The following is a 26,197-nucleotide window of genomic DNA, read 5'->3' on the forward strand; positions in this document are numbered from 1 at the left end:
GATGGATGGTAAAGCGCTTCGATTACTCGATGGGCGCGGCCTCGACGGGATTGTCGAGGAGATTGGTGTCGAACTTCATGCCAAGGGAGAGGTTCAGCGAGAGGAGCTTGTCCTTGATCTCGTTGAGCGACTTCTTGCCGAAGTTGCGGTACTTGAGCATCTCCGCCTCGGTCTTCATCGCGAGCTGACCGACGGTGGTGATGTTGGCGTTGTTGAGGCAGTTGGCGGCGCGGACAGAGAGCTCGATCTCGTTGACGCTCATGTTGAGGAGCTTCTTGAGCTTGCTGTCCTCTTCGCGGGCGACGGGCTTCGTCTCCTCGAACTCGATGGGCTCTTCGCTGTAGTTGACGAAGATGTCGAGGTGGTGGCGCAGGATCGCGGACGACTGGAGGAGGGCCTCGTCGGGCGTCAGGCGGCCGTCGGTCCACATTTCGAGGACGAGCTTGTCGTAATCGGTGCGCTGGCCGACGCGGGTGTTCTCGACCGCATACTTGACCTTGCGGACGGGGGAGAAGAGGGAGTCGATGGCGATGACGCCGATCGACTGTTCCGGCTTCTTGTTCAGGTCGGCGGTGGCGAAGCCGCGGCCGACGCGGACTTCGATCTCGGCGTCGAAGCGCTGCTTCTTGTCGAGGGTGGCGATGACCAGATCGGGGTTCAGGACCTCGACGCCGGCGTCGACCTTGATGTCGCCCGCCGTCACGGAGCCTTCCTTCGTCACGCTGAGGAAGAAGGTGCGGGGCTCGCGGTTCGGGAACTTGAAGAGGACCTTCTTCAGGTTGAGGACGATGTCGGTGACGTCTTCGACGACGCCCGGCAGCGTGGCGAACTCGTGGAGCGCGCCCTCGATCTTCACCGAGGTGATGGCGGCCCCTTCCAGGGAGGAGAGGAGGACGCGGCGGAGGGAGTTGCCGATGGTATGCCCGTAGCCGGCCTCGAAGGGCTCGGCAACGAACTTGGCATAGGTGGGCGTCGCGCTCGCTTCGTCCTTGACGAGGCGGTTCGGGATTTCAAAACGGCCTAAACGGATGGGCATAGCAGTAGGGTTGTGTCCGGTTGAGTTAAGCGGGTGGGTCTCGCGCCTGAAGGGGGCCGCAGCGGGGCCGAAGCCCCTTCAGGTAAGCGAGGGTTTAGCGCGAGTAGAGTTCGACGACGAGCTGCTCGTTGGCGATCGGGGCGATCTCCTCGCGGCTCGGGATCCGCTGGATCTCACCCTTGAAGGCACCCTTGTCGAGCGAGAGCCAGGCAGGGACGGGGGCGATCTGCATGATCTCGAGGTTCTTCTCGGCGAGCTTGCGGGCATTGGGCTTGTCGACGACTTCAACGACCTCGGAGGGCTTGGTGTTGTAGCTGGCGATGGTGACCTTCTTGCCGTTCACGAGGATGTGGCCGTGGCTGATGAACTGCCGGGCGGAGCGGCGGGAATTGGCGAGGCCGAGGCGGAAGACGACGTTGTCGAGCCGGGACTCGAGGATCTGGAGCAGGAGGAGGCCGGTTACGCCGCGCTTCTTCTGCGCCGCCTCGAAGTAGCGGCGGAACTGGCGTTCGAGAACGCCGTACATGAGCTTCAGCTTCTGCTTTTCGCCGAGGGCGACGCCGTATTCCGAGACCTTGCGGCGGCTTTTTTCGCCGTGCTGGCCGGGGGCGTAGGGACGACGTTCGAGCGCCTTGCTGGGGCCGAAGATGGGGGCGCCGAAACGGCGGCTTTTTTTGGTGCGGGGGCCGGTATAACGAGCCATGATTTTTCTCCTAGGGGATAAGTAAGGGGTTCCGTGATGCGACGCGGCGCATCAGACGCGGCGCTGCTTGCGCGGGCGGCAGCCGTTGTGGGGGACGGGGGTGACGTCGAGGATCGTCGTGACCTCGAGGCCGACGGCCTGGAGGGCGCGGACGGCCGATTCACGACCCGTGCCCGGGCCCTTGACCCGGACGCTGACTTCCTTCAACCCGTGGGACATGGCCTGGCGGCAGGCATCCTGCGTCACGACCTGGGCGACGTAGGCGGTCGACTTCTTCGAGCCGCGGAAACCGCACTTGCCGGCGCTGGACCAACCGATGACGTTGCCGCTGAGATCGGTGATCGAGACGATCGTGTTGTTGAAGGAGGCAAGCACATGGGCGACGCCGATGTGGATGTTCTTGCTTCCCTTGGCCTTGACGATTTTCGGTTTCTCGATGATGTTGGGATCGAGGGAGAGATCGAGGGAAAGGTCGGGGGCGGGCGCCGGCGCGGGGGCGGCGGCTTCCGCCTTCTTGCCCTTGGGGGCGGCGGGCTTCTTTTCTGCCGTGGCGGCGGGGGCGGCGGACGCCTCGGCCTTGGGCTGCTTCTTGACTTCGTCGGACATGACTGGTTGCGGGTCTGGGGTTGGAACGCGGATTTGGGTCGCGCTTATTTGCCGGCCTTCGCGTCCTTGTTGCGGACGACGCCAACGGTCTTCCGCGGGCCCTTGCGGGTGCGGGCGTTGGTTCCGGTGCGCTGGCCGCGAACGGGGAGACCCCGGCGGTGGCGGATGCCCCGGTAAGAATTGATGGCCTGGAGGCGCTTCAGGTTCTGCTGGAGTTCCCGGCGCAGGTCGCCTTCGATGACGAACTTGTTGTCCTGGATGACGGTGATGATCCGGTTAAGCTGCTGGTCGGTCAGCTCCTTCGCCCGGATGTTCGGGTCGATTTCGGCGAGTTCGCAGATCTGCTTGGAACGGGTCGGCCCGATTCCGTAAATGTAAGGCAAAGAGGCTTCGAGGCGTTTGTCGCCAGGAATATCAACTCCCAATAAGCGCGGCATATATTTTCCTTGGATGCTAAGTAACGAGTTCCCGCGAATCAGCCTTGACGCTGTTTCAGGCGCGGATTCTTCTTGTTGATGATGTAAATACGCCCTTTGCGACGGATGACCTGACAATCCGCCGTACGACGCTTAACTGAGGCTCTGACCTTCATAAAATAAAAAAATGTTCTTGACTCTTTGTGAGTCAAGTTTGCTTACAACTATTCCCGTCGAGAGACAATGCGTCCTCGACTCAAGTCGTAAGGTGAAATTTCTAGCAGGACTTTGCTGCCTTGCAATACTTTTGTTAAATTCATTCGCATTTCGCCGGAAACGTGCGCCAACAGACGATGCCCGTTCGCCAGCTCGACCCGGAAAACGCCGTTCTGGAGGACGTCCAGGACGATGCCTTCTACTTCGATGCAGTCGCGGCTCGACATGTGAGGATTTCCGGTTCGCCCTCGGTGACGAGGACGACGTGTTCGAAATGGGACGACTTCAGCCCGTCGGTGGCCACGACGGTCCAGCCGTCGGCGAGGATGCGGACATCGCAACGGCCCATGTTGACCATGGGCTCGATGGCGAGGGTCATGCCGGCCTTGAGCTTCGGGCCGTTGCGGGGGCGGCCGTAGTTCGGCACCTGGGGCTCCTCGTGGAGCTTCCGTCCGACGCCGTGGCCGACGAACTCGCGGACGACGGTGAAGCCGTGGCGGATGACGTACTGCTCGACGGCGTGGGAAATATCGCCGACGCGGTTTCCGTCCTTCGCCTGGGCGATCCCCTCGTAGAGGGAGGCGCGGGTGACGTCGAGGAGCTTCGCGACGGCGGGCTCGACGATGCCGACGGGGACGGTCGTCGCGGTGTCGCCGATCCAGCCTTCCTTGATGAGGCCGACGTCGAGCTTCACGACGTCGCCGACCTGGAGGCGGCGGGAGCCGCCGATGCCGTGGACGACCTCCTCGTTGACCGAGATGCAAATGTTGCCGGGGAAGCCGCGATAGCCGAGGAAGGCGCTCTTCGCGCCGAGGCGGGCGATCTCAGCCGCCGCGAAGGCGTCGACCTCGCGCGTCGTGAGTCCAGGGGCGATGATCGCCGCCGTCTTCTCCAGCACCTCGGCGACACATGCCCCGGCCCGCCGCATCCCCTCGATCTCGGCGGGGCGTTTGATGGGAATCACGGCAGGAAGGCGCGAAGGGGCGGCGCGTAAAAGTTAGCGGGCGTGGTGGCTGAGGAAGATGGCGATCCCCGCGACGACGACGACGGCGATGCCCGTCCAGAGCCAGATGACGGCGTCGCTCGACGCGCCGTTCCCCTGCGAGGAGGAGGCGGTGGCGGAACGGCCCTTGACCTTGCCGCGCTTCAGGAAGCCGTCATAGTGGCGCTGGAGGAGGTAGGTCTCGGTCTGGCGCATCGTGTCGAGGACGACGCCGACCATGATGAGGAGGCTGGTGCCGCCGAAGAACTGCGCCGTGAGGGCGGGGACGCGGAGCCAATACTGGATGATCATCGGCAGCACCGCGAGGACGGCGAGGAAGGTCGCCCCGGCGAGGGTCAGGCGGGTCATCGTGAAGTCGAGGAAGTCGGCGGTCGGCTGGCCGGGACGGACGCCGGGGATGAAGCCGCCGTGCTTCTTCAGATCGTCGGCGATCTGGACGGGATTGAACTGCGTGGCGACCCAGAAGTAGGAGAAGAAGAGGATCATCAGCACCGTGAAGGTGTAGTGGAGCCAGCCCGAGGCGAGGCTCTGCGCGATCGAGGCGACCCACTGGGACTTCGAGACGAAGCCCATGAGGACGGCCGGGAAGAGGAGGATGGCCTGGGCGAAGATGATCGGCATGACCCCCGCGTAGTTCACCTTCAGCGGGAGGAACGACGACTGGCCGCCGTAGACCTTGTTCCCGCGCACCTGCTTCGCATATTGGACGATGATCTTCCGGACCGCCTGGGTCATGGCGATCGTCCCCGCGATGACGACGAGGAGGAAGAGGAGGAGGAGGATGACGAGGAGCGGGCTTCCGCCGGAGATCAGCTTCTGCCAGCCGTTGACGAGGGCCGCGGGGAAGCGGGCCAGGATGCCGACGGTGATGATGAGGGAGACGCCGTTGCCGATCCCCTTCTCGGTGATCTGCTCGCCGAGCCACATGAGGATCATCGTCCCGGTGGTGAGGGAGATGACGGTCATGATGCGGAAGCCCCAGCCCGGATCGGCGACGAGGGGCATGCCGAGCTGAGCGACGACGCTGCCGATGCCGCTGAGGAACGGGATGCTCTCCGGCTTCTCGAAGCCGAGGGCGAGGAGGTAGCCCTGGACGAGGCAGAGGATGAGGGTGAGGACGCGGGAATACTGGGTCACCTTCTGGCGGCCGCCTTCCTCGCGGGCCAGCTTCGCCAGGCTGGGGATCACCGCCGTCATGAGCTGCATCATGATGCTGGCGCTGATGTAGGGCATGACGCCGAGGGAGAAGAGGGCGCAATTTTCGAGGGCGCCGCCGCTGAAGAGATTGAACATTCCGATCACCGAGCCCTGCGACTGCTGGTCGACGATCTTGGAGAAGAACTCCCCGAGGACCTGCGTGTTGACCCCGGGGCAGGGAATCGCCGCGCCGACGCGGACGACGACGAGGAGGGCCAGGGTGAAGAGAATGCGCTGGCGGAGTTCCGGAATCTTGAAGCTATTGGTGAACGCGGAGAACATGGTGATCGGTTTTCTTGAAAAAGTGAGAAATGAAAGGGCTCTTAAAATGCCCCGAACCGGGGGAGAACTGCAAGGGCCTTTCGCGACGGATGCGAGATAAAATAAAAAACCGCCCTTGAACTGCCTTGAACAGGGCGGCAGCCGGGGCGGTTCCTCTTTCTCGATCCCTCCTCCTCTCCCCTCCCCGCGCGGGGAGAGGAAGAGGAACAGGGGCCGGGATGGTGGGAAGGGGGCTTAGGCCGCCTTGGCCTTCGTCGCCTGGGGAGCTTTGGCCTTGGGGGCCTTCTGAGCCTTCGCGACGAGCTCGATCGTGCCGCCGGCGGCTTCGATCTTCTTCTTCGCCGACTCGCTGATCGCGGTGACCTTGACGGAGACCTTTTTGGTCAGCTCGCCGGTGCCGAGGATCTTGACGCCGTCCCAGTTGCCGTTGACGAGGCCCGCGGCGCGGAGCGCCTTCTCGTCGATTTCCGTGACCTTCAGGTCCTGGAGATCGCCGACATTGACGGGGGCGTAGACGGTGGCGAAGTCCTTGTTGTTAAAGCCGCGCTTCGGGATACGCCGGATGAGGGGCATCTGGCCGCCCTCGAAACCGAGGCGGATGCTGCCGCCGGAGCGGGCCTTCTGACCCTTGTGGCCCTTGCCGCTGGTCTTGCCCTTGCCGGAGCTTTCGCCCGAGCCGAGGCGCTTGACGCGGTGCGTCGCACCGGGGCGGGGCTTCAAATCGTGGAGTCTCATGATCGTGATGGAGTGCTAAGTGTTGTGACCGGTGGCTTAGGAAGCCGCGACTTCCGCGACGACCTTCTGCTTCGCCTTCTTGCCGCGGCCCGTGAAGATCTGTTCGCGGGTGCGGAGCTGGCGGAGCGCGTCCAACGTCGCCTTGACGACGTTGTAGGGATTATCGGAACCGAGGGACTTCGTGAGGACGTCCTTGACGCCGGCGAGCTCGACGACGGCGCGAACCGCAGAACCGGCGATGAGGCCCGTACCGGGGGAGGCCGGCTTCAGGAGAACCTTGCCACCGTCGAAGGTGCCGAAGACCTCGTGCGGGATGGTCGCATCCTTGAGGGAGATCGGCTCGAGCTGGTGCTTGGCGTTCTCGGTCGCCTTCTTGACGGCGTCCTGGACTTCGTTGGCCTTGCCGAAACCGATGCCGACGCGGCCCTTCTTGTCGCCGACGACGACGAGGGCGCTGAAGCTGAAACGACGGCCGCCCTTGACGACCTTGGAGCAGCGATTGATGTGGACGAGCTTGTCGGAGATGCCGTTATCCTCGCCCTTGGGCTCGGGGTTACGGGGACGACGGGGACCGCGGCCACCGCCGCCGGGACCACGACCGCCGGGGCCACGGCCACCGGGACCACGTCCGCCACCGCCGCGGTAGTTCGACTGGGCGGGAGCGCCAGCAGCTGCCGCCGGAGCGGGAGCGGCGGCGGTTTCTGCGACAGCAGGCGCGGCCTGCTGTTCCTTGACTTCAACGTTGTCGGCCATATTAGAATTCCAATCCGGCCGCGCGAGCCGCGTCAGCCAATGCTTTAACTTTTCCGTGGTAACGGAAACCGCCGCGGTCGAAGACGACCTTGGCAATCTGTTTCTCCTTCGCCCGTTCGGCGACGAGCTTGCCGACGTGGTCGGCGCCCTTGGCGTTCGGCTTCAGGGCCGCGGAGTCGAGGGACTTCTCGGTCGTGTGAACGCTGACGAGGGTCTTCCCCTCTTCGTCGTTGATGATCTGGGCGGTGATGTGGCGGCCAGTGAAGTTGATGCTGAGGCGGGGCCGTTCCGTGGTCCCCGTCACCTTGCGGCGGAGGCGGGTGTGCACCCGGTTGCGGATGGCCTTTTTGGTAAGAATGGGCATGGCAGTATGATGTGTTGGTGGCCGCGATTACTTGCTCTGGGCCGTCTTGCCCTGCTTGCGGCGGACGACTTCGCCCGAGTAACGGACGCCCTTGCCCTTGTAGGGTTCGGGGGGGTAGTAGCCGCGGATGTCGGCGGCGACGGCGCCGACGAGCTGCTTGTCGGATCCGTCGATCTGGATGTTCGTCGGATCGATGACGGTGACCTTGATGGCGGGCGGGACCTTGAAGAGGATCGGGTGGGAGAACCCGAGGTTCAGGGTCAGGACGTCGCCGGCGAGGGCGGCCTTGAAACCGACGCCCTGGATCTCGAGCTTCTTGGTGAAGCCCTTGGAGACGCCTTCGACGTGGTTCGCCAGGAGGCTGCGGTGAAGGCCGTGCAGCGCGCGGTCCTGGCGTTCCGTCCCCTCGTTCTTGAGGGTCAGGATGCTGTTTTCAAGACGGGCGACGAGCGACTTCGGGAGGCTGTGGGTAGCCTTGCCCTTGGGCCCTTCGACCTTGATTTCGGAACCGTTGACGGCGATCTTGACGCCGCCGGGAACGGGAATGGGGTTATTACCAACGCGGGACATAGTCTTACTTTAGTAAACGGTCAGGAGGAGTTCGCCCCCGACGTTGAGTTGCTTCGCCCGGTGTCCGGCCATCACGCCGCGGGGCGTGGAGAGGACGGAGACGCCGAGGCCGCCGAGGACGCGGGGGATCTCCCCGGCGCCGACGTAACGGCGAAGGCCGGGCTTGCTGATGCGCTTGATTTCGCGCAGCGTCTTGATCTTCGCCGTGCCGCGAAGGGTGACCTTCAGCTTCGGCTTGATCTTGTTGTCGTCTTTGTTGAGGATCTCGACGGAGTCGAGGTAGCCTTCCTCTTTGAGGACGTTCGCGACGTCGCCCTTGAGGCGGGAATAGGGCATGACAACTTCGGCCTTCGAGGCGCGCGAGGCGTTGCGAAGGGCGCTGAGGAAGTCAGCCAAAGGATCGGTCTGCATGGCAGGTTCTGGTTTCTAAGGGGTTGGGGTAGTTTACCAGCTCGACTTGGTGACGCCGGGGATTTCGGCGGCCAGGGCCAACTCACGGAAGGTGAGGCGGCTGACGCCGAACTTCCGCATGAAGGCGCGGCGACGTCCGGTGATCTGGCAACGATTGTAGGCGCGGGAGGCGAACTTGGGGGTCCGCTTCTGCCGGTTAATCCATGCTTTTTTAGCCATAGTCGATCCTTAGTTCTTGCCGGCGACTGCCGGCTCTGCTGCCGCGGTCGCGGCCTGCTGTTTGCGTTCCGTAAAGGGCATGCCGAGGAGGGCGAGAAGTTCGCGGGCCTCTTCGTTGGTCGGGGCGGAGGTGACGATCGTCACGTCCATGCCGATGGTGCGCTTCACCTTGTCGAGCTCGATTTCGGGGAAGATCGTGTGATCCTTGACGCCGAGGGTGTAGCTGCCGCGGCCGTCGAAGGCGCGGTTCGAGACACCGCGGAAGTCGCGGATGCGGGGGAGGGCCGCCACGATGAGGCGTTCGAGGAATTCCCACATGATCCGGCCGCGGAGGGTGACCTTCGCGCCGATTTCCTGGTTCTCACGGAGCTTGAAGTTCGCGATGCTCACCTTGGACTTGGTGCGGATCGGCTTCTGGCCGGTGATGGCGGTGATTTCCTTGACGGCGTCCTCGAGGGCGAGCTTCGTGTCGATCGAGGCGCTCACGCAGGTGTTCACGACGATCTTCTCGATCTGCGGAATCTGGTGGACGTTGGCGTACTTGCGCGAAGCCTGGAGGGCCGGGGCGACCTTTTCCTTGTACTTCGTCAGGAACGCGGGGGGCGGGAGAGGAGTGGAGTCAGACATGGTTTAGGCTCCCTTCACCTTGGCGGCGCGGCTCTTTTCGTAGGCGCTGACAAGCTTGAGGTTCGAGATGTGGATGGAGCCTTCGAGCTCCTTGATGCCGCCCTGGGGATTTTCCTGGGTGGGGCGGGCGACCTTCTTGATGAGGTTGACGCCCTCGACCAGGACGCGATTGCTCACGCGGCTGATCTTGAGGACCTTCCCCTTCTTGCCGCGCTGCGTGCCGGCGATGACGATCACTTCGTCACCCTTCTTCACGTGGTAGCTGGCCTGCTTGGGCTGGCGGGAAATCTTGATGAGTTCTTTAGCCATAATTAGACGACCTCCGGCGCGAGAGAGATGATCTTCATGAAGCTCTTTTCACGAAGTTCCCGGGCGACGGGCCCGAAGATACGGGTGCCGCGGGGGTTGAGATCCTTGTCGATGATGACAATGGCGTTGCTGTCGAAGCGGAGGGCGGACCCGTCCGTACGACGGATGGACTGCTTGGTGCGGACGACGACGGCGCGAACGACTTCGCTCTTCTTGACCGTGCCATCGGGGGCGGCTTCCTTGACGGTCGCCGTGATGACGTCGCCAATGCCGGCGTGGAGGGTGCGTTTGCCGATGACGCCGATCATGGTGGCACGCTTGGCCCCCGTGTTGTCGGCGACGTCAAGCCATGTGCGGATTTGAATCATATCGGTAGACTTTCAAATTTTGGTTTGACGCTTTAGTGCTTGAGCACTTCGACGAGTTCCCAGCGCTTCAGGCGGCTGAGAGGGCGGGTCTCACGGATGAGGACGCGATCGCCCTCCTTGGCCGTGCCCTGCGCGTCGTGGGCGTAAAACTTCTTCGTCACGTTGACGATCTTCTTGTATTGAGGATGGGGCACGCGGCGATCGACGCGAACGACGATCGTCTTGCTCATCTTCGTCGAGACAACGGTGCCGGTCTGCTCCTTGCGGTGCGCGACGGCGGCGGCGGTCTCGGGGGGTACTGCGGTTTCAGTCATATTTTAGAGAGGGTTGGGCAGAATGGGCGAAAATTCCCGGAGTTCAAGAAGTTTTTCGCCTCATCCCAAAATTGCCGTTCTTACGCAGTCTTCTTCGTGGTCTTCGGGGCCTTGGCCGGCTTCGACACGATCTTCAGGCCCTTGCGGCGCTCGCTGGAGACGGTCTCGATCTTGGCGATATCCTTGCGGAGTTCGCCGAGGCGGCTCGTCTTTTCGAGAGCCCCCGTCTGCTGCTGCAGGCGGAGGTTGAAGATTTCCTGACGGGCGTCCTGCTTCTTGGAAGCGAGTTCGGCGTCGGAGAGATTACGGGTTTCTTGGATCGTCAAGCTCATGCTGCCACCTTTCCTGCGCGGGTAATGAAACGGGTCCGGATCGGCAGCTTCGTGGCGGCCAAGCGGAGACATTCCTTGGCCGTGGCCTCGGGAATACCGTCGAGTTCAAAGAGAATGTTGCCGGGCTTCACCACGGCGACCCAATATTCGGGCTGACCTTTACCCTTACCCATCCGGGTTTCCGGGGGGCGGGCGGTGACCGACTTGTCGGGGAAGATGCGGGTCCAGAGCTTGCCCTTGCGCTTCATGTTGCGGGTGATGGCAACGCGGCAGGCTTCGATCTGGATGTTCGTGATCCACGCGCGCTCCAGGGTCTGGAGGGCGTAGTTCCCGAAATCGATCTGGATGTTGCGGGTGGCGGTGCCTTTGCGGCTGCCGCGCTGGGTTTTGCGGTATTTAACGCGCTTGGGTAACAGGGGCATGAGTGGATACCTGGCTAGGTGTTACGAGGGGCTTAGGCGGCCTGGGGAACTTCGTCCTTGCGGCAGATCCAGACCTTGATGCCGATCTTGCCGGCGATGGTGTTGGCTTCGGTGAAGCCGTAGTCGACGTCGGCGCGGAGCGTGTGGAGGGGAACCTTCCCCTCGAGGTAGCGTTCCGTGCGGGCGATTTCCGAACCGCCGAGGCGGCCCGAGGCGCGGATGCGGATGCCGAGGGCGCCGACGCTCATGGTGAGCTGGAGGGCCTTCTTCATCGCGCGGCGATGGGAGATACGGCGCTCGATCTGGGCGGCGATGTTCTCGGCGACGAGCTGGGCGTCGAGCTCCGGGTTCTTCACTTCCTTGACGTCGATGAGGACTTCGCGGTTCTGGTTGGTGAAGGCGCGGATCTCTTCCTTGAGCTTGTCGAGCTCGGCGGCCTTGCGGCCGATGACGAGGCCGGGGCGGGCCGTGTGGATGTTCACGCGGACGCGGTTGCCGGCGCGCTCGATGACGACCTTGGAAACGGCCGCCTGCTCGAGCTTCTTCTTCACGAAGCGGCGGATGTGGTAGTCCTCGACGACGTAGACGGGGAAGTCCTTCTTGTCCGCATACCAGATCGACCGCCAGTTGCGGTTGACGGCGACGCGGAAGCCGATCGGATTAACTTTTTGACCCATAGTGGTTCTCTGTGTTCTTTTTTAAAATCGAATCCGATTACTCGGCCTTCTTCGCCTTTTCCTTCTTGGGCTTGGCGGCGGCCTTCGCGGCCTTTTCGGCCTTGGCCTTGGCGGCCTTGGTCTCACCCTCCTCGAGGACGATGCGGACGTGGCTGGTGCGCTTGCGGATCGGGCCGGCGCTGCCGCGGGCCTTGGGCTGGAAACGCTTGAAGGTCGGGCCTTCGCCGACGATCGCTTCCTTCACGATGAGCCCAGCGCGGTCGAGATTGTTGTTGTTCTCCGCGTTGGCGATTGCGGAGTGGAGGGTCTTGTAGACGATGCGGGCGGCCTTCTTCGGATAGAATTCGAGCCGCTCCAGGGCGTCCGCCGCGGGAAGACCCTGAATCGCACGCGTCACTTCCCGCGCCTTGAAGGCGGAGATACGCGCAAACTTCGTCACTGCTTTCACTTGTGCCATAACTTTTTTCCTTCGGGACTTTTCGGAACCCGAGCTCCTTATTTTTGTGCCGCGACAGCGACACGATCACCTGACTTCAATTCTTTTCCGCTTGCGATGGTTTCGACCACCGCCGCGCAGACCTTTTCCCTGACTTCAAACGCGCGGACCGTGCCGATGGTCTGGCCATCGCGCACGATCCGAAAGGGCATCCCGGGGTTCACACCCAGCTCGGCTCCCGCGTTCAGGATCACCGCGCCCAGGTCGCCATTCACATGGACGACCTGCATCTGGCCGAGGTCCCCGGCGATGGGGACCCCCGGTTCCTTGCGCAGGGCCAAAAACTCGGCCGCCGCGCGGGAGGCGACTTCGTAATCGTTCCGCTTTTGCAGATCGATACCCGTCGTCCCCTTCAGAACCTCGCGTCCGGAGTCGAGGAGCTGCTGCAGCCGGTTGACGGCCTCACGCCGTTCCTTTTCCGTCTGATACAACTCCCGCACCGCCTCGACGACCCGGTTTTGCAACCGTTTTTCGTCTCCCGTCAACATCTCGACGCCGATGGCCTGGTCCCTCAAGCGAAGGTCCTGCCACTGCCGCCGAAACGCTTCCGCGTCCGCGTTGGCCAAGGCGAGGCTCTGCTGCAGCCGCCGGACCTGCTCTTGCAGATCGGCCACCGTAGCGGTGCCGTCACCCTTGCTGCCCTGGGGAACCGTCGCCTTCGGATCTTTCGATCCGGCGGCTCCGGCTCCCCCATTTACCGTCAAAGAACTATCGGCCCGGGCTTCAGCCCCGGCCAAAATCAACCAAATCGCAAGGACCGCCGTGGCGGTCCCCATCCCCATTCCCGCCCCGAAGGGCGAAAATCCCCGACTCTCCTTCCCTTCGACTAGACGCCGAAGCCACCGGGCGAGAATCCCGATGGCTCCCTTCATGGCGTCCGTCTCCGGAAGACCAAAGCAAGCCCCGCTCGCGGGGCTTACTTCGCGGCCTTTTCCGTGTGGCTGCCGTGCCGCTTGAAAGTGCGGGTGGGCGAGAACTCGCCCAGACGGTGGCCGACCATGTTTTCGGTCACGAAGACCGAGTTGAAAATCTTGCCGTTGTGAACCATGAAGGTGTGGCCGACGAAGTCGGGCGTCACCAACGAGCGGCGCGACCAGGTCTTGATCGGCTTCTTCGTTCCGGCTTTTTCCATTTTGTCGATCTTCTCCTGGAGATGATCGTCGATAAACGGACCTTTTTTAAGACTGCGTCCCATGATGTGTTAGCTGTAAGGGGTTTTTGAGAGTGATGACCGGACTATTTCTTCTTCTTCCGGCGCTCAACGATGAACTTATCGCTGGCCTTGTAGCGCGCCCGGGTCTTGAGACCCTTCGCGTATTGACCCCAGGGGGACTTCAGCTGCTGGCGTCCGCCGCCGCCCTTGCTCTTGCCCTGACCGCCACCGTTCGGGTGGTCGACCGGGTTCATGACCATGCCGCGGACCGTCGGACGGATGCCCATCCAGCGGCTGCGACCGGCCTTGCCGAGAGACTTGTTGAAGTGATCGAGATTGCCGACCTGGCCGACCGTGGCGTAGCAGGTGGCGAAGATCTTGCGGATTTCGCCCGAGGGCAGGCGGATGTTCGCGTAGCCCGCGTCGATCGACATCACGGTGGCGTTGCCGCCCGCAGAGCGGACGAGCTGGCCGCCGCGACCGGGGATGACTTCGATGTTGTGGATCGGCACACCGAGGGGGATCTTGTCGATCGGGAGGGCGTTGCCCGCGGTGGGCTCGGCGTCGGGGCCGGTGACGATCTTCGCGCCGACCTGGAGGCCGTTCGGGGCGATGATGTAGCGCTTCTCGCCGTCCTGGTACTTCAGGAGGGCGATGCGGGAGGTACGATTCGGATCGTACTCGATCGACTCGACGACGGCGCTGACGCCGATCTTGTTCCGCTTGAAATCGATGATCCGGTAACGCTGCTTGTGACCACCGCCGCGATGGCGCATGGTGAGACGGCCGTTGTTGTTACGGCCGCCGGTCTTGCGAATCGGCTCGGTGAGGGAACGCTCGGGCGTGCTCTTGGTGATGTCGGAGAAGTCCCCGAGCTGCGTGGTGCGCAGGGAGGGCGTCAACGGGCGGAAATTCTTGGTAGCCATGGTGGTGTGCCTGTGGATGTTTTAGCCGTCTTAGACGAGCTCGATCTTGTCGCCTTCCTTCAGGGTGACGATGGCCTTCTTCTTGGCCGAGGTGGTCGTCGCCTTGCCGAGGCGGCTGCGCTTGGCCTTGCCGCGGACGTTGAGGGTGTTCACCGAGGTGACCTTCTTGTTGAAGATCCGCTCGACGGCGAACTTGATTTCGATCTTCGTGGCGTCGCGGGCGACTTCGAAGACGTACTGGTTGACCCGCTCGGCAAGGGCGGAGCCCTTCTCCGTGACGCGGGGGTTCTTGATGATGGCGTAAGGATCGCGCATGGTCTTGTCTCTTCTGTGAGTCTCTAAGGGTTACTTGAGACGGGCCGCGATCTTGTCGAGGGCGGCCTGGGTGAGGACGATCTTGTCGAAGCGGAGGAGGTCCTCGGCGTTGACCGAATCGGCGGTGACGGCTTCCAGAGCCAGATGGTTCCGGGAGGCCAGGTAAATGTTGTCGTTGGCTTCGGCGAGGACGATGAGGACGGAGCCCTCGATCTTGAACCCTTCGAGAAGGGCGACGAGGTTCTTCGTCTTCGCGTCCTTCAATTCGAGAGCCTCGACCAGGATGAGGGACTCATCCTTGGCGCGCTCGCTGATCGCCTTCTTGAGGGCGAGCTGCTTCACCTTCTTCGGGGTGATCTTGGAGAAGTCCCGGTTCTGGGGGCCGAAGACGACGCCGCCGCCGCGCCAGATGGGCGAGGAGGCGTAGCCGGCGCGGGCGCGGCCGGTGCCCTTCTGGCGCCAGGGCTTCTTGCCGGACTTGTTGACGGTGGCCTTGGTCTTGGTGCCACGGGTGCCCGCGCGCCGGTTGGCGCGGTAGGCGACGATGGTGTCGTGGAGGGCCTGGGTGCCCTTGCCGTTGGCGATCAGCTCGACCTGCAGGGCTTTGCCGGCGGTTTCGAGGGTGAGAGGAGTTGCTTTGCTCATGGCTTGCAATGGATAGAGATGAATGAGGGAAGAAGACTACTTCTTCTTCTTCGATTCCTTCATCGGGTTGGCCGACTTCGAGGCGGCGACTTTCTTGACCTTGGGCTGGCCCTTGATCGCCGTGCGGACGACGACGAGGTTCCCGTTGGCGCCGGGGATGGCGCCGCTGATGACGAGGGTGTTGTCATCGGGGCGGACCTGGATGACGCGGAGATTCTGGACGGTCTTGTTCTCGTCGCCCATGTGGCCGGCCATGCCCATGTTCTTAAAGATGCGGCCGGGGGTGGAACGCTGACCGACGGCGCCGTTGCGGCGGTGGGTCTTCGATCCGTGGGCGGCGCCCTGACCGTGGAAGTTGTGCTTCTTCATCGGTCCCTGGAAGCCCTTGCCCTTGGAGACGCCGATGACGTCGACGGTCTGGCCGACGGTGAAACGATCGACCTTGATCTCGTCGCCGACCTTGAAGTCGTCACCGGTGCCGGTGCGGAATTCGCGGACGAAGCGCTTCGCGGAGACGCCCGCCTTCTTGAAGTGGCCGGCGACGGGCTTCGAGAGGCGCTGTTCCTTCTGCTCGGAAAAGCCGACCTGGATGGCCTGATACTTGTCCTTCTCGAGGCCCTTGACCTGAAGGACGACGTTCGGGGCCGCCGAAATGACGGTGACGGGGGTGGAGACGCCCGCCTCGTCGTAGACGCGGGTCATGCCGATTTTCTTACCTAAGATGCCAACACTCATGATGCTCAGTTCGGTGAAAATTAGATTTTGATCGTGATGTCGACACCGGCGGGCAGGTTGAGCTTCTTCAGCTCATCCACCGTCTTCGAGGTCGGCTCGATGATGTCGAGGAGGCGCTTGTGGGTGCGGATCTCGAACTGGTCCATGCTCTTCTTGTCGACGTGAGGCGAGCGGTTCACGGTGTACTTCTCGATCTTGGTCGGAAGGGGGATGGGGCCGGCAACGGCGGAGCCGGTGCGGCGGGCGGTGTCCGCGATCTCGACCGCGGCGCGGTCGAGGAGGCGATAGTCAAAGCCTTTGAGGCGGATACGAATCTTAGTGGCTGCCATAGAAATGCGAGGTTATGCGTGTAATAAAGAACGATTATGGCTGCTTTAGCCCTTCTTCTGCTCCTTGATCTGGGCGAGGACCCCGGCGGGGACCTGCTCAAAGTGGGAGGGCTCCATCGAGTAGGCCGCACGGCCCTTCGACATGGAACGGATGTTGTTGACGTAGCCGAACATTTCGGCCAGAGGGACTTCGGCGTGGACGTTGGAGCTGTTGCCCTTCGTCTCGACATTCATGATCTTGCCGCGGCGGCGGTTCAAGTCGCCGAGGATGTCGCCCTGGAATTCGTCCGGGGTCGAGACTTCGACTTTCATGATGGGCTCGAGGAGAATGGGCTTGGCCTTTTCCATCGCGTTCTTGGTCGCGAAGATGGCGGCCATCTTGAAGGCCAACTCGTTGGAGTCGACTTCATGGAAGCTGCCGTCGAGGATGTTGACCTTGACGTCGATGACGGGGCTGCCGTTGACGACGCCGTTGAGGAGCGCCTCTTCGACACCCTTCTTGGACGGCCCGATGAATTCCTTCGGGATGCTGCCGCCGACGATCTTGCTCTCGACTTCGTTGCCCTTGCCCCGCTCGTTGGGGATGATCTCGAGGACGACGTGGCCGTATTGACCGCGGCCGCCCGACTGCTTGACGAGCTTGCCTTCGCCGTTGGCGGCCTGGAGGATCGTTTCGCGGTAGGCGATCTGGGGCGCGCCGGCGTTCGTGAGAACGTTGAATTCGCGCTTCAGACGGTCGCAGATGATGTCGAGGTGGAGTTCGCCCATGCCGGCGATGATGGTCTGTCCGGTCTCTTCGTTCGTGGAGACGAAGAACGTGGGATCTTCTTCCATGAGGCGGCCGAGGCCGTCGCCCATCTTCTCGCGGTCGCCCTTGGTCTTCGGCTCGATCGCCATGGAAATGACGGGCTCGGGGAAGGACGGGGGCTCGAGCTGGATGGAGTAATCGGGATCGGCGAGGGTGTCACCGGTCTGGATGTTCTTGACGCCGACGAGGGCGGCGATGTCACCGGCGTAGACGGTCTCGATGTCTTCGCGCTTGTCGGCCTGGATCTGGACGATGCGGCTGATGCGCTCGGTCTTGTTGGTCCGGGGATTGTAGACGGAGTCGCCCTTGTTGAGCTTGCCCGAGTAGACGCGGAAGAAGACGAGCTTGCCGACGAAGGGGTCGGTCCAGAGCTTGAAGGCGAGGGAGCAGAACTGGTTGTTGTCGTCGGCGGGGGCGAGGACTTCGACCGAGTGATCGTCCGGGTCCTGGCCCTTGGCGGGGAGACGGTCGAGGGGGCTCGGGAGATAGTCGATGACGGCGTCGACGAGCATCTGGACACCCTTGTTCTTGAAGGCGGAACCGCCGACGACGGGGACGAGCTCGCTCTTCAGCACGAGGCGACGGATCGCCTGCTTGAGCTGCATCGGGGTGGGCTGCTTCTCGGAAAGGAAGAGTTCGCCGACTTCTTCGTCCTTGTCGGCGACGGCTTCGATGAGGTCGCGGAGGGCCTGGGCGGCCATTTCCTTGTGCTCGTCGGGGATCTCGACAGCCTCGTAGGTCGAACCGAAGCGATCGTCGTCGTTATAGACGAGGGCCTTCTGGTTGACGACGTCGATCTGGCCGGTGAGGTAGTCTTCCTTGCCGAGGGGGATGAGGACGGGCCAGGCGTTCGCGCCGAGCTTCTCGCGCATTTCCTTCAGCGCGTTGTCGAAATTGGCACCGACGCGGTCCATCTTGTTGACGAACGCGATGCGGGGGACGTTGTACTTGGTGGCCTGGCGCCAGACCGTCTCGGACTGGGGCTGGACACCGGCGACGCCACAGAAGACGGCGACCGCGCCGTCGAGGACGCGGAGGGAACGCTCGACTTCGGCAGTGAAGTCGACGTGTCCGGGAGTATCGATGATGTTGATGCGGAACTTCTGGCCCTCGAAGATCTTGGCGATCCCCTCTTCCTTCCGGGCAGGCCAGAAGCAGGTGGTGGCGGCGGAGGTGATCGTGATGCCACGCTCGCGCTCCTGCTCCATCCAGTCGGTCACGGTCGTACCTTCATGGACTTCGCCCATCTTGTGGACGGCGCCGGTGTAGAAGAGGATCCGCTCCGTCGTCGTGGTCTTACCCGCGTCAATGTGGGCGCAGATACCGAAATTCCGCGTGCGCTCCATCGGATAGGGGCGCTTGGGGGAATTGGGGTTCGTGCTTTTCTTGGGATCAACGACGGCGGACATGGTAATGGGATCGGTAAGGAATTGAGAGACCGGATTAGAAGCGGAGGTGGGCGAACGCACGATTGGCCTGAGCCATCTTGTGCACGTCGTCCCGCTTCTTGATGGCGTTGCCCTGGGCATTGGCCGCGTCCTTGAGCTCGGCGGCGAGGGCCTTGAGCATCGAGGTGCCGCGACGCTTCTGGGCGAAGCCGACGATCCAGCGCATCGCGAGGGCGAGCTGGCGTTCGGGCGGAACTTCCATCGGAACCTGGTAGGTCGCACCGCCGACGCGGCGGGACTTGACCTCGAGGCGGGGCTTCACGTTGTCAATGGCCCGCTTGAGGATGTCGAGGGGGTTGCTGTCCTTGTTCCCCTCGTTGATCGAGTCGATCGCGCCGTAGACAATCTTCTCGGCGGTCGCCCGCTTGCCCGAGAGCATGAGGGAGGTGATGAGGCGGGTGACGAGGGTCGACTCGTACTTCGCGTCGGGAATGGTTTCGCGCTTAGCGGCGCTGCGGCGTCTGGCCATAGGATCCTTGGTTGTTTTCTGGAAAGGGTTATTACCGATTGCTTACTTCTTGGCGGCGGCGGCGCCGGCCTTCGGCTTCTTGACGCCGTACTTGCTGCGGCTGACGTTACGGTTCAGCTTGTTGGTGCTGCTCGGCCCGACGGCGCCGGTGGCGTCGAGGGTGCCGCGGACGATGTGGTAACGGACACCGGGCAAATCCTTAACACGACCGCCGCGAACGAGGACGATCGAGTGTTCCTGGAGATTGTGGCCTTCACCGGGGATGTAGGCGATGACTTCCTGCCCGTTCGTGAGGCGAACCTTGGCGACCTTGCGGAGCGCGGAGTTCGGCTTCTTCGGGGTGCGGGTCATGACCTGCACGCAAACGCCACGGCGCTGCGGGCAGTTCTTAAGGGCGGGAGCCTTGGTCTTGTTCTTCGCCTGGCTACGGCCCTTACGCACTAACTGGTTGATCGTCGGCATATTTTTCGCTTGTTCTTTGAAACTGAAAACTTTTCCCGTCTCAAAACGGGAAGGGTTAGAATGCTAAAAAGAATTTTTCTCGCAAGAAATTTTTTGTTTTTTTATCCGAGGGTGGTTCGGTTTCCGCTTGCATCGGAAACCATCCCCTGCCCCGCCGTCGTCAAAACGGCCGCTTTTGGGGACGAATCGGCGGCCGATTCCCTCCCCTTTTGGGAACGAAACGCCGGGAAGGCCACTTCCCGGGCGAACATTCCCTTGACAGAAAATCAGGGATTCGCGGGAGCGGCGGCGGCCGTCTGAGCCGCGCTGTCAGGGGTTGTAGCGGGGGTCGCCGGGGTCGCGGCGACCTGCCGGACCGTGGCGGGAGCGCCGTAAATATCGGCCATTCCCTGAATCTTCTCCTCCACGTGGGTCCACTGGACCCAGAGGACGACGCCGAAGGCGACGCAGGCGGAGACGATGTTGCCGAAAAAGGTATTCATACGAGGAGGAAGCGGGGTGGAAAACGGGGAAAGCGGAGGTGAAGGAGGCTGATTTGCGAGGCGGAGGAGGAGGAAACGGTGTGATCGGGGCGGCTCTTTTCCCGATTTAGGCCGCCGGGAAGGCGACCTCGACGGTCTCCAGAATGGCGTGCATCGCCCAGGTATGGAGTTCCTGGATGCGGGCGGTGTTCTTCGCCGGGACGATCCAGGCGACGTCGACGAGGGGGGCGAGTTCCCCGCCGTCCTTGCCGAGGAGGCCAAGGGTCTTCACGCCGAGATCCTTCGCGGCCTGGACGGCCAGGACGAGATTCCTCGAGTTCCCGCTGGTCGAGTAGACGACGAGGACGTCGCCGGGACGGCCCAGCCCCTCGACCTGGCGGGAGAAGATCTTGTCGAAGCCGAAGTCGTTCCCGATGCAGGTCAGGGCGGTGGCATCGGCGGCGAGGCAGACGGCGGGAAGGGCGACGCGGTCGCTCCGGTAACGGCCGATCAGTTCCTCGGCCATGTGGAGGGCGTCGGAGGCGCTCCCGCCGTTCCCGGCGGTGAGGATCTTCTTCCCCCCGCGCAGGGCGGCGACGACGACCTCGGCCATGGCGGAGACGGGACCGATCGAGCTCCCGGCGGCCTCGACCAGAGCGCGCAGCTCGGCGAATTGTGTTTCGACGATTGACCCGTATGCCACTGCTTCGCTACTCATAAGAGCTGCCAGATTAGATCGTGAAGATTCTCCTTCGCCACCTTTTTGTTTCCCTCCTGAGTTCGTTCCTGTTCTGCCTGGGGGCGTGCCTCCTGCTGCTGATCGTCCAGGACCTCTTCAATTCGATCGACGAATTCACCCAGAACCGGGACCGGGCCTCCCTGATCTTCTCCTATTACGGGGCGCTGATCCCGGGGGCGCTCCTGATGGTCCTCCCCCCGGCCCTCCTCTTCTCCACTCTCTATACGCTCCTGACGCTGAACCGGACGAGCCAGCTGGTGGCGATGCAGGCCTGCGGCGTCAGCCCCGGGGCGATCTTCCTTCCTTTCATCGTCCTCGGCTTCGCGGGGACGGTCCTCCTCTACTTCCTCACCCTCGGCCCCGGGGGCGACGCCCGCGCCCGCCAGAAGTCGATCATGGAGGAGCTCCGGAGCAAGCCGGGGACGGAGCGCGTCTATAACGCCCAGGTCTACCGCGATTCCTCCCGCCACCGGACCTGGTTCGTCCAATCCCTCTCCCTTTCGACGAACCTGGCCTCCGAGATCGAGGTCTGCGACCAGAACGAGGCGGGCCGGGACGTCCGCCTCCTCTTCGCCCGCCGGGGGCTCTGGGACGCCGCGACGGCGACCTGGACGCTGGAGGACGTCCTCGTCGAGTCGTTCGACGAGCAGGGGGCGATGGCGACACAGCAGTTCTTCGACCGCTTCCCCCTCTCCGACGCCGGGGAGGCCGCCGCCCCCCAGCAGATGGTGAAGACCCTGCGGAGCCCCGACGAGATGTCGATCGGCGACCTCCGCCGCGCCGTCGACAACTCGGAGATCGATGCCGCCCGCCTCTCCCCCTACCAGGCCCAGATCGATTACCTCCTCGTCTACCCCTGGGCGGCGGTGGTCCTCGTCCTCTTCGCCCTCCCGCAGGGGCTCGAATCGGGGCGGCGGCACGTCGGCGCAGGGGTCTTCAACGCCATCTTCCTCCTGATCGGCTTCTACGTGGTCTGGAATTTCTTCCTAGCGCTGGGCCGAAGCGGCCGTCTGCCCCCCTTCCTCGCCGTCCTGATCCCGATGCTCGGCTTCGGCGGCTGGGCGCTCTGGCGGATCGCCCGGATGGGCGGCTTCAACCTCCTGGAAAACCTCCTCCCCAGAACCGAATCCGACGCCAAAGCATGAGCCTCCCCAAACTCGGCTCGAAAGCCCCCGCCTTCAGCGCCCCGACCCAGACCGGGGAGATCGTCTCCCTGAAGGAATTGCTCCTTCAGGACAAGCCAGTCGTCCTCTTCTTCTATCCGAAGGACGATACCCCCGGCTGCACCGTCGAGGCCTGCAGCTTCCGGGACGCCTATGCCACCCTGCGGAAGAAAGCGACCCTCCTCGGCGTCAGCCCCGATCCGGCCGACAAGCACGAGAAATTCGCCGCCAAGTTCAAGCTCCCCTACCCGCTCCTCGCCGACACGGAGAAGGAGATCGTCGCCGCCTACGGCGTCTGGATCGAGAAAGCCCTCTACGGGAAGAAGTACATGGGCGTCGCCCGGACGACCTTCATCATCGATGCCAAAGGCAAGATCGCGAAGATCTTCGAGAAGGTGAAGCCCGAGGGCCACGCGGGGGAAGTACTGGCGGCGTTGAAGGATTTGTAGTCCTCGGCCGCCCCGGTGCGACCAAAGCGGCAAAGCCTACTTCTTCAGATCGACGGCCTTTGCCACGTCCCACTTCGTCTTTTCCAAGCGCTTCAGCGCGTCGTCGTCGCTGACGCCGGTCAGGGTCTTCACCAGGCGGCGGGCGCGGTCCTTCAGCTTCACGTTCGTCGGGCGGACGTTGATCATCAGGTTGTCGCGGACCCGGCCGGTGCGGATCATCGCGATGGTGCTGAAGAGGTTCAGCGCCAGCTTCGTCGCAGTCCCCGCCTTCAGGCGGGTCGAGCCGGTGACCAGCTCGGGGCCGGTGGGGAGGACGACGACGGTCTTGGCCGCCTTCAGCTTCGGATAATTCGGGTTGCAGACGAGGAGGACCGTCTGGGCGCCGATCCGGGCGGCTTCCTCGATGGCGGCGCGGACGAAGGGGGCGGTGCCGCTGGCGGTGATGCCGACGACGATGTCCTTCTTCCCGATGCCGCGGGAGCGGATGGCGTCGCGCCCGCCGTCGGCGCTGTCCTCGGCCCCTTCCTGGGCCTTGAAGACGGCCTCGGAGCCTCCCGCGATGATCCCCTGGACGAGGCTCGGCGGGACGTTGAAGGTGGGGGGCATCTCGCTCGCATCGAGGATGCCGAGGCGGCCACTGGTCCCGGCCCCGACGTAGAAGAGACGGCCCCCGGCCTTGAGGGCGGCGGCGATCTTCCCGGCGGCGGCGACGAGGGAGGGCTCGGCCTTCTTCAGCGCCTTCTCGACCTGGCGTTCCTCATCGACGAAGAGCGCGACGAGGTCGGCGACGCTCTTCTTGTCGAGGCCGCCGGAGCGGGGATTCCGCTCCTCGGTCGTCGCCTGGGCGTAGGGGGTGGCGGCGATCGCCTTGCCGGCCTTCATGACCTTCACGGCCTTTTCCCCCTTCTTGGCAGGTTGGGCGGCAGAGTCGGAGAGGGCGGTGCCGGGGATCATCAGCGCCGCGCCGACGGCGCCGGGCAGGGTGATGATGAAGAGGCGTCCGGCGGTGATCCGCTTGCGGACTTCCTTCTCGAACATCGCGAAATAGAAGGGGTTCTTCTCCGGGAGGCTGCCGATGATCCCGATGTCGGGCTTCTTCAACCCGAGGCGCCGGGCGACGAAGAGGACCCGGTCGGCCAGATGGGCCGCGCCCTCGGCGAGGGCGGCATGGGCCAGCTTGTCCCCCTTCGCCGCCGCCTCGAAGACGGCGAGGACGAGGGAGGCGACCTCGGTCTTGGAATCGTGCTCGAGGATCCACGTCACGAATTCGACGAGGTTGTTCTGGCCCGACTTTTCGAGGAAGGCCTGGGCGAGGAGGCCGGTTTCCCCGGTCGAGTCGAAATGCTTGTAGGCCGCCTCGAGGCCGCGCCGGGCGATGTCGTAGCCGCCGCCGAAGTCGCCGAAGAGGTGGCCCCAGCCGCCCGCCTTCTCCCAGCGGTCGCCGTTGCGGCCCTGGACGTTGGAACCGGTCCCGGCGATGACGATGATGCCGTCCTTGTCCCCGTGCGCCGCCGCGAAGGCGGAGCGGGTGTCCTCCCCGACGACGATCTTCTCGACATCGGGCCAGACGGCGCGGAGATGGTTCTCCGCCCGGAGCTTCGCCGCAGGGAGATGGCAGCCCGCGAAGGCCCCGCCGATGGCGGCGACGCGGAAGCCGGCGCCGATCCCGGCGCGGATCGACGCGAAGAGGGAGGCGAGCTGGGCATCGTCCAGGTGGTGGAGGTTGCCGCTGTTGTTGCCCTTGCCCTTGCCGACGACGTTCCCGGCGGCGTCGAGGATCGCCCAGGTCGTGTTGGTGGCTCCGCCCTCGATGCCGAGGGTGACGGGAGTAGCCGGAGCGGAAGCAAGGGGTTGTCTTTTCATGCGAAGACTTCCAGTATTCTTAACTGGAAAACGAAGGCAAGAACCGATGAGCGAAAGCGGCAAAAATCCCGAAGAACGACACTCCGAATTGGTGGCCGAAATCAATCGTCATAATCACGCCTATTATGTCGATGCAGCGCCCACAATTTCCGACCAGGAATACGATCTCCTCTATCGAAATCTCCTCAAACTTGAACAACAACACCCTGATCTCATCACTTCAGACTCCCCTACTCAGGTAGTGGGAGAAGGCTCTTGGAGCCGCATGCAAGGGTCCTGGAGCCAAATTCAAGGATCTTGGGAGCAACTCAATACGAGAATAGGACCTGCACTTACCTACTTCGCATCGGTCCCCCATGCCGCCCCGATGCTCTCCCTCGACAACACCTATTCCAAGGAGGAGGTCGAGGAATTCACGAAGCGGGTCGCCAAGCTCCTCCTCGGCAAGCCCCATTCCTTCGTCGTCGAGCCGAAGGTCGACGGCGTCGCCGTCAGCCTCCGCTACGAGGGAGGCCGCCTCGTCCTCGGCGCGACCCGGGGCGACGGTAAGCAGGGCGACGACGTCACCCAGAACCTCCGCACCATCCGCCGCCTTCCCCTCACCCTTGCCCCCGTCGACGGCGCCTCCCTCCCCGAGGTCCTCGAGGTCCGGGGCGAGGTCTACTTCCCCTCCGCCGGGTTCGCCGAGATGAACCGGAAGCGGGTCGAGGCGGGGGAGGCCCCCTTCGCCAACCCCCGCAACGCCGCCGCCGGATCGCTGAAGCAGCTCGACCCGAAGCTCGTCGCCCAGCGTCCCCTCGCCATCGTCCTCTACGGGCCGGGGGAGATGAAGGGGGTCGATTGCGCCACGCAGGAGGAATGGTTCGCCCTCCTCCCCCGGTTCGGCCTCCCCACCCCCTCGTGGCATCGCCCCTGCGCCGACACCGCCGCCGTCCTCGCCGCCATCGAGGAACTCGACGCGCTGCGGAAGACCTTCCCCTACGAGACCGACGGGGCCGTCGTGAAGCTCAACGAATGGCCCCTCCGCGCCCAGCTGGGCCTCACCTCGAAGGCCCCCCGCTGGGCGATGGCCTACAAGTACAGCGCGGAACGGGCGCGGACGAAGCTGAACGACGTCACCTTCCAGGTCGGCCGCACCGGGACGATCACCCCCGTCGCCGAGATGGAGCCGGTCTTCGTCTCGGGCTCGACGGTGCGGCGGGCGACCCTCCACAACCTCGACGACCTGGAGCGGAAGGGTGTGCGGAAGGGCGACTTCGTCTACGTCGAGAAAGCCGGGGAGGTCATCCCCGCCGTCGTCGGCGTCGACCTCGAGGCCCGGACCGGGGCCGAAGAGCCGGTCGTCGCCCCCGCCCTCTGCCCCTCCTGCCAGGCCCCCCTCACCCGCGAGGGGATCTTCCTCCGCTGCACGAACACCGCCCGCTGCCCGGAACAGGTGAAGCAACGGCTCCTCCACTACGCCCAGCGGTCGGCGATGGACATCGAGAACCTCGGCGACGCGGCGGCCGAACAGCTCATCCAGAAGGGCCTCGTCCGCGACCCCGTCGATCTCTACGGCCTCGCCCTCGAGCCGGTCATGGCCCTCGACCGGATGGCCGAGAAGTCGGCCCGGAACCTCCTCGACGGCATCGCGGCGAGCAAGGAGCGGCCCCTCGGCAAGTTCCTCTTCGCCCTCGGCATCATCCACGTCGGGGCGACGTCGGGGAACGACCTCGCCGCCCACTTCGGCTCCCTGGAGGCCCTCATGAACGCCTCGCTGGAGGAGATCGAGAGCGTCCCGCAGATCGGCGGCGTCATGGCGAAGAGCCTCCGCGATTATTTCGACAACCCGGAGAACCGGGCCCTCCTCCAACGCTACCTCGACGCCGGGCTCCGCTTCACCGTCCCGCAGAAGGCGACCGAGGGGCCCCTCTTCGGCAAGACCTTCGTCCTCACCGGCACCCTCTCCGCCCCCCGCGAGGCCTTCGCCGAACGGATCCGCGCCGCCGGGGGGAAGATCGCGGGGAGCGTCAGCAAGAAGACCGACTACCTCCTCGCCGGGGAGGGCGGCGGCCAGAAGGCGAAGGACGCGAAGAAGCACGAAGTCCCGGTCCTCGACGAAGCCGCCTTCGAGCGGCTGGTCCGGGGCGAGGAGCCCTTTCTCCCGGCAGGGACATTCCAACTGGAAGGCTGATCC

Annotated in this window: 38 protein-coding genes; 3 read left to right on the forward strand and 35 right to left on the reverse strand. The window is 63.8% G+C overall.

Features of this window, described 5'->3' with window-relative positions; all coding sequences use genetic code 11:
• Nucleotides 1-22: 22 nt before the first annotated feature.
• The 34 genes from BLU04_RS14300 to BLU04_RS14465 all read right to left on the reverse strand — a co-directional run bounded on the left by BLU04_RS14300 (nucleotide 23) and on the right by BLU04_RS14465 (nucleotide 20,525).
• On the reverse strand, nucleotides 23-1,036 hold the full coding sequence (locus BLU04_RS14300) for a DNA-directed RNA polymerase subunit alpha (protein ID WP_093287483.1): 1,014 nt from the start codon (nucleotides 1,034-1,036) through the stop codon (nucleotides 23-25).
• 94 nt (nucleotides 1,037-1,130) lie between these two features.
• Entirely contained in the window at nucleotides 1,131-1,739 is a 609-nt protein-coding gene (rpsD, locus tag BLU04_RS14305) for a 30S ribosomal protein S4 (protein ID WP_093287486.1), read from the reverse strand.
• A 51-nt stretch (nucleotides 1,740-1,790) separates the two neighbouring features.
• Complete coding sequence (gene rpsK / locus BLU04_RS14310; protein ID WP_093287489.1) at nucleotides 1,791-2,345, reverse strand: 30S ribosomal protein S11; 555 nt, start codon at nucleotides 2,343-2,345, stop codon at nucleotides 1,791-1,793.
• A 44-nt stretch (nucleotides 2,346-2,389) separates the two neighbouring features.
• Nucleotides 2,390-2,782 carry a 30S ribosomal protein S13 gene (gene rpsM, locus BLU04_RS14315; protein WP_093287491.1) on the reverse strand — a complete coding sequence of 131 codons (393 nt, stop codon included), beginning with the start codon at nucleotides 2,780-2,782 and terminating at the stop codon, nucleotides 2,390-2,392.
• A 38-nt stretch (nucleotides 2,783-2,820) separates the two neighbouring features.
• Entirely contained in the window at nucleotides 2,821-2,937 is a 117-nt protein-coding gene (gene ykgO / locus BLU04_RS14320; protein ID WP_093287495.1) for a type B 50S ribosomal protein L36, read from the reverse strand.
• Between the two features lie 48 nt (nucleotides 2,938-2,985).
• The gene (gene infA / locus BLU04_RS14325) at nucleotides 2,986-3,204 is read right to left on the reverse strand and encodes a translation initiation factor IF-1 (RefSeq protein ID WP_093287497.1); all 219 of its coding nucleotides are present in this window, start codon (nucleotides 3,202-3,204) and stop codon (nucleotides 2,986-2,988) included.
• Complete coding sequence (gene map / locus BLU04_RS14330; RefSeq protein ID WP_093287500.1) at nucleotides 3,177-3,941, reverse strand: type I methionyl aminopeptidase; 765 nt, start codon at nucleotides 3,939-3,941, stop codon at nucleotides 3,177-3,179. The genes infA and map overlap by 28 nt, the downstream gene beginning before the upstream one ends.
• 33 nt (nucleotides 3,942-3,974) lie before the next feature.
• A complete protein-coding gene (secY, locus tag BLU04_RS14335; RefSeq protein WP_093287502.1) occupies nucleotides 3,975-5,459 on the reverse strand; it encodes a preprotein translocase subunit SecY in 1,485 nt (494 codons plus the stop codon).
• A 234-nt stretch (nucleotides 5,460-5,693) separates the two neighbouring features.
• Nucleotides 5,694-6,194, reverse strand: coding sequence for a 50S ribosomal protein L15 (gene rplO, locus BLU04_RS14340; protein WP_093287506.1), 501 nt, complete (start codon nucleotides 6,192-6,194; stop codon nucleotides 5,694-5,696).
• 36 nt (nucleotides 6,195-6,230) lie between these two features.
• Nucleotides 6,231-6,947: a 30S ribosomal protein S5 gene (gene rpsE / locus BLU04_RS14345; RefSeq protein ID WP_093287509.1), complete on the reverse strand. Its 717-nt coding sequence runs from the start codon at nucleotides 6,945-6,947 to the stop codon at nucleotides 6,231-6,233.
• A gap of 1 nt (nucleotide 6,948) precedes the next feature.
• Entirely contained in the window at nucleotides 6,949-7,311 is a 363-nt protein-coding gene (gene rplR / locus BLU04_RS14350) for a 50S ribosomal protein L18 (RefSeq protein WP_093287512.1), read from the reverse strand.
• A gap of 27 nt (nucleotides 7,312-7,338) precedes the next feature.
• Nucleotides 7,339-7,881 carry a 50S ribosomal protein L6 gene (rplF, locus tag BLU04_RS14355; protein ID WP_093287515.1) on the reverse strand — a complete coding sequence of 181 codons (543 nt, stop codon included), beginning with the start codon at nucleotides 7,879-7,881 and terminating at the stop codon, nucleotides 7,339-7,341.
• Nucleotides 7,882-7,890: 9 nt separating this feature from the next.
• Nucleotides 7,891-8,292 carry a 30S ribosomal protein S8 gene (gene rpsH, locus BLU04_RS14360; protein WP_093287518.1) on the reverse strand — a complete coding sequence of 134 codons (402 nt, stop codon included), beginning with the start codon at nucleotides 8,290-8,292 and terminating at the stop codon, nucleotides 7,891-7,893.
• A 33-nt stretch (nucleotides 8,293-8,325) separates the two neighbouring features.
• The gene (locus tag BLU04_RS14365) at nucleotides 8,326-8,511 is read right to left on the reverse strand and encodes a type Z 30S ribosomal protein S14 (RefSeq protein WP_093287521.1); all 186 of its coding nucleotides are present in this window, start codon (nucleotides 8,509-8,511) and stop codon (nucleotides 8,326-8,328) included.
• Between the two features lie 9 nt (nucleotides 8,512-8,520).
• Entirely contained in the window at nucleotides 8,521-9,138 is a 618-nt protein-coding gene (rplE, locus tag BLU04_RS14370; RefSeq protein ID WP_093287524.1) for a 50S ribosomal protein L5, read from the reverse strand.
• 3 nt (nucleotides 9,139-9,141) lie between these two features.
• On the reverse strand, nucleotides 9,142-9,447 hold the full coding sequence (gene rplX, locus BLU04_RS14375) for a 50S ribosomal protein L24 (RefSeq protein WP_093287527.1): 306 nt from the start codon (nucleotides 9,445-9,447) through the stop codon (nucleotides 9,142-9,144).
• A 2-nt stretch (nucleotides 9,448-9,449) separates the two neighbouring features.
• The gene (gene rplN / locus BLU04_RS14380; RefSeq protein WP_093287530.1) at nucleotides 9,450-9,815 is read right to left on the reverse strand and encodes a 50S ribosomal protein L14; all 366 of its coding nucleotides are present in this window, start codon (nucleotides 9,813-9,815) and stop codon (nucleotides 9,450-9,452) included.
• Nucleotides 9,816-9,847: 32 nt separating this feature from the next.
• Nucleotides 9,848-10,129 (reverse strand): 30S ribosomal protein S17, encoded by a 282-nt coding sequence (gene rpsQ, locus BLU04_RS14385; protein ID WP_093287533.1) that lies wholly within the window; start codon nucleotides 10,127-10,129, stop codon nucleotides 9,848-9,850.
• 80 nt (nucleotides 10,130-10,209) lie between these two features.
• Complete coding sequence (rpmC, locus tag BLU04_RS14390; protein WP_093288703.1) at nucleotides 10,210-10,455, reverse strand: 50S ribosomal protein L29; 246 nt, start codon at nucleotides 10,453-10,455, stop codon at nucleotides 10,210-10,212.
• Nucleotides 10,456-10,457: 2 nt separating this feature from the next.
• Nucleotides 10,458-10,883, reverse strand: a complete 426-nt coding sequence (gene rplP / locus BLU04_RS14395) for a 50S ribosomal protein L16 (RefSeq protein ID WP_093287536.1) — start codon at nucleotides 10,881-10,883, stop codon at nucleotides 10,458-10,460.
• Between the two features lie 32 nt (nucleotides 10,884-10,915).
• The gene (gene rpsC, locus BLU04_RS14400; protein WP_093287538.1) at nucleotides 10,916-11,560 is read right to left on the reverse strand and encodes a 30S ribosomal protein S3; all 645 of its coding nucleotides are present in this window, start codon (nucleotides 11,558-11,560) and stop codon (nucleotides 10,916-10,918) included.
• A 37-nt stretch (nucleotides 11,561-11,597) separates the two neighbouring features.
• On the reverse strand, nucleotides 11,598-12,017 hold the full coding sequence (gene rplV / locus BLU04_RS14405) for a 50S ribosomal protein L22 (protein WP_093287541.1): 420 nt from the start codon (nucleotides 12,015-12,017) through the stop codon (nucleotides 11,598-11,600).
• 38 nt (nucleotides 12,018-12,055) lie between these two features.
• Nucleotides 12,056-12,928, reverse strand: coding sequence for a hypothetical protein (locus BLU04_RS14410; protein WP_093287543.1), 873 nt, complete (start codon nucleotides 12,926-12,928; stop codon nucleotides 12,056-12,058).
• A 44-nt stretch (nucleotides 12,929-12,972) separates the two neighbouring features.
• On the reverse strand, nucleotides 12,973-13,251 hold the full coding sequence (rpsS, locus tag BLU04_RS14415; protein WP_093287546.1) for a 30S ribosomal protein S19: 279 nt from the start codon (nucleotides 13,249-13,251) through the stop codon (nucleotides 12,973-12,975).
• Nucleotides 13,252-13,292: 41 nt separating this feature from the next.
• Nucleotides 13,293-14,135: a 50S ribosomal protein L2 gene (gene rplB / locus BLU04_RS14420; RefSeq protein WP_093287548.1), complete on the reverse strand. Its 843-nt coding sequence runs from the start codon at nucleotides 14,133-14,135 to the stop codon at nucleotides 13,293-13,295.
• A gap of 30 nt (nucleotides 14,136-14,165) precedes the next feature.
• Nucleotides 14,166-14,450, reverse strand: coding sequence for a 50S ribosomal protein L23 (rplW, locus tag BLU04_RS14425; protein ID WP_093287550.1), 285 nt, complete (start codon nucleotides 14,448-14,450; stop codon nucleotides 14,166-14,168).
• A gap of 30 nt (nucleotides 14,451-14,480) precedes the next feature.
• Complete coding sequence (gene rplD, locus BLU04_RS14430; protein ID WP_093288707.1) at nucleotides 14,481-15,095, reverse strand: 50S ribosomal protein L4; 615 nt, start codon at nucleotides 15,093-15,095, stop codon at nucleotides 14,481-14,483.
• Nucleotides 15,096-15,131: 36 nt separating this feature from the next.
• On the reverse strand, nucleotides 15,132-15,830 hold the full coding sequence (gene rplC / locus BLU04_RS14435) for a 50S ribosomal protein L3 (protein WP_093287553.1): 699 nt from the start codon (nucleotides 15,828-15,830) through the stop codon (nucleotides 15,132-15,134).
• 20 nt (nucleotides 15,831-15,850) lie between these two features.
• Nucleotides 15,851-16,159: a 30S ribosomal protein S10 gene (gene rpsJ / locus BLU04_RS14440; protein WP_093287556.1), complete on the reverse strand. Its 309-nt coding sequence runs from the start codon at nucleotides 16,157-16,159 to the stop codon at nucleotides 15,851-15,853.
• A 45-nt stretch (nucleotides 16,160-16,204) separates the two neighbouring features.
• On the reverse strand, nucleotides 16,205-18,376 hold the full coding sequence (gene fusA, locus BLU04_RS14445) for an elongation factor G (RefSeq protein ID WP_093287559.1): 2,172 nt from the start codon (nucleotides 18,374-18,376) through the stop codon (nucleotides 16,205-16,207).
• 34 nt (nucleotides 18,377-18,410) lie between these two features.
• On the reverse strand, nucleotides 18,411-18,884 hold the full coding sequence (gene rpsG, locus BLU04_RS14450; protein WP_093287562.1) for a 30S ribosomal protein S7: 474 nt from the start codon (nucleotides 18,882-18,884) through the stop codon (nucleotides 18,411-18,413).
• Nucleotides 18,885-18,926: 42 nt separating this feature from the next.
• On the reverse strand, nucleotides 18,927-19,346 hold the full coding sequence (gene rpsL / locus BLU04_RS14455; protein WP_093287565.1) for a 30S ribosomal protein S12: 420 nt from the start codon (nucleotides 19,344-19,346) through the stop codon (nucleotides 18,927-18,929).
• Nucleotides 19,347-19,612: 266 nt separating this feature from the next.
• The gene (locus BLU04_RS14460; protein ID WP_093287567.1) at nucleotides 19,613-19,828 is read right to left on the reverse strand and encodes a hypothetical protein; all 216 of its coding nucleotides are present in this window, start codon (nucleotides 19,826-19,828) and stop codon (nucleotides 19,613-19,615) included.
• A gap of 106 nt (nucleotides 19,829-19,934) precedes the next feature.
• Nucleotides 19,935-20,525 (reverse strand): SIS domain-containing protein, encoded by a 591-nt coding sequence (locus BLU04_RS14465; protein ID WP_093287570.1) that lies wholly within the window; start codon nucleotides 20,523-20,525, stop codon nucleotides 19,935-19,937.
• A 20-nt stretch (nucleotides 20,526-20,545) separates the two neighbouring features.
• Between BLU04_RS14465 and BLU04_RS14470 the strand changes: the two genes are divergently transcribed.
• Both BLU04_RS14470 and bcp read left to right on the forward strand, forming a co-directional pair.
• Nucleotides 20,546-21,691, forward strand: coding sequence for an LptF/LptG family permease (locus BLU04_RS14470; protein ID WP_157895378.1), 1,146 nt, complete (start codon nucleotides 20,546-20,548; stop codon nucleotides 21,689-21,691).
• Nucleotides 21,688-22,158 (forward strand): thioredoxin-dependent thiol peroxidase, encoded by a 471-nt coding sequence (gene bcp / locus BLU04_RS14475; protein WP_093287575.1) that lies wholly within the window; start codon nucleotides 21,688-21,690, stop codon nucleotides 22,156-22,158. The genes BLU04_RS14470 and bcp overlap by 4 nt, the downstream gene beginning before the upstream one ends.
• A 36-nt stretch (nucleotides 22,159-22,194) precedes the next feature.
• On the opposite strand, the gene BLU04_RS14480 is transcribed toward bcp, so the two are convergent.
• Nucleotides 22,195-24,021, reverse strand: a complete 1,827-nt coding sequence (locus BLU04_RS14480; RefSeq protein WP_093287577.1) for an N-acetylmuramic acid 6-phosphate etherase — start codon at nucleotides 24,019-24,021, stop codon at nucleotides 22,195-22,197.
• Nucleotides 24,022-24,067: 46 nt separating this feature from the next.
• Here BLU04_RS14480 and ligA point away from each other — a divergent pair, with 46 nt between their 5' ends.
• Entirely contained in the window at nucleotides 24,068-26,194 is a 2,127-nt protein-coding gene (ligA, locus tag BLU04_RS14485; protein ID WP_093287580.1) for an NAD-dependent DNA ligase LigA, read from the forward strand.
• Nucleotides 26,195-26,197 lie beyond the last annotated feature (3 nt).

This window comes from Verrucomicrobium sp. GAS474, assembly GCF_900105685.1.
Lineage (GTDB): Bacteria > Verrucomicrobiota > Verrucomicrobiia > Methylacidiphilales > GAS474 > GAS474.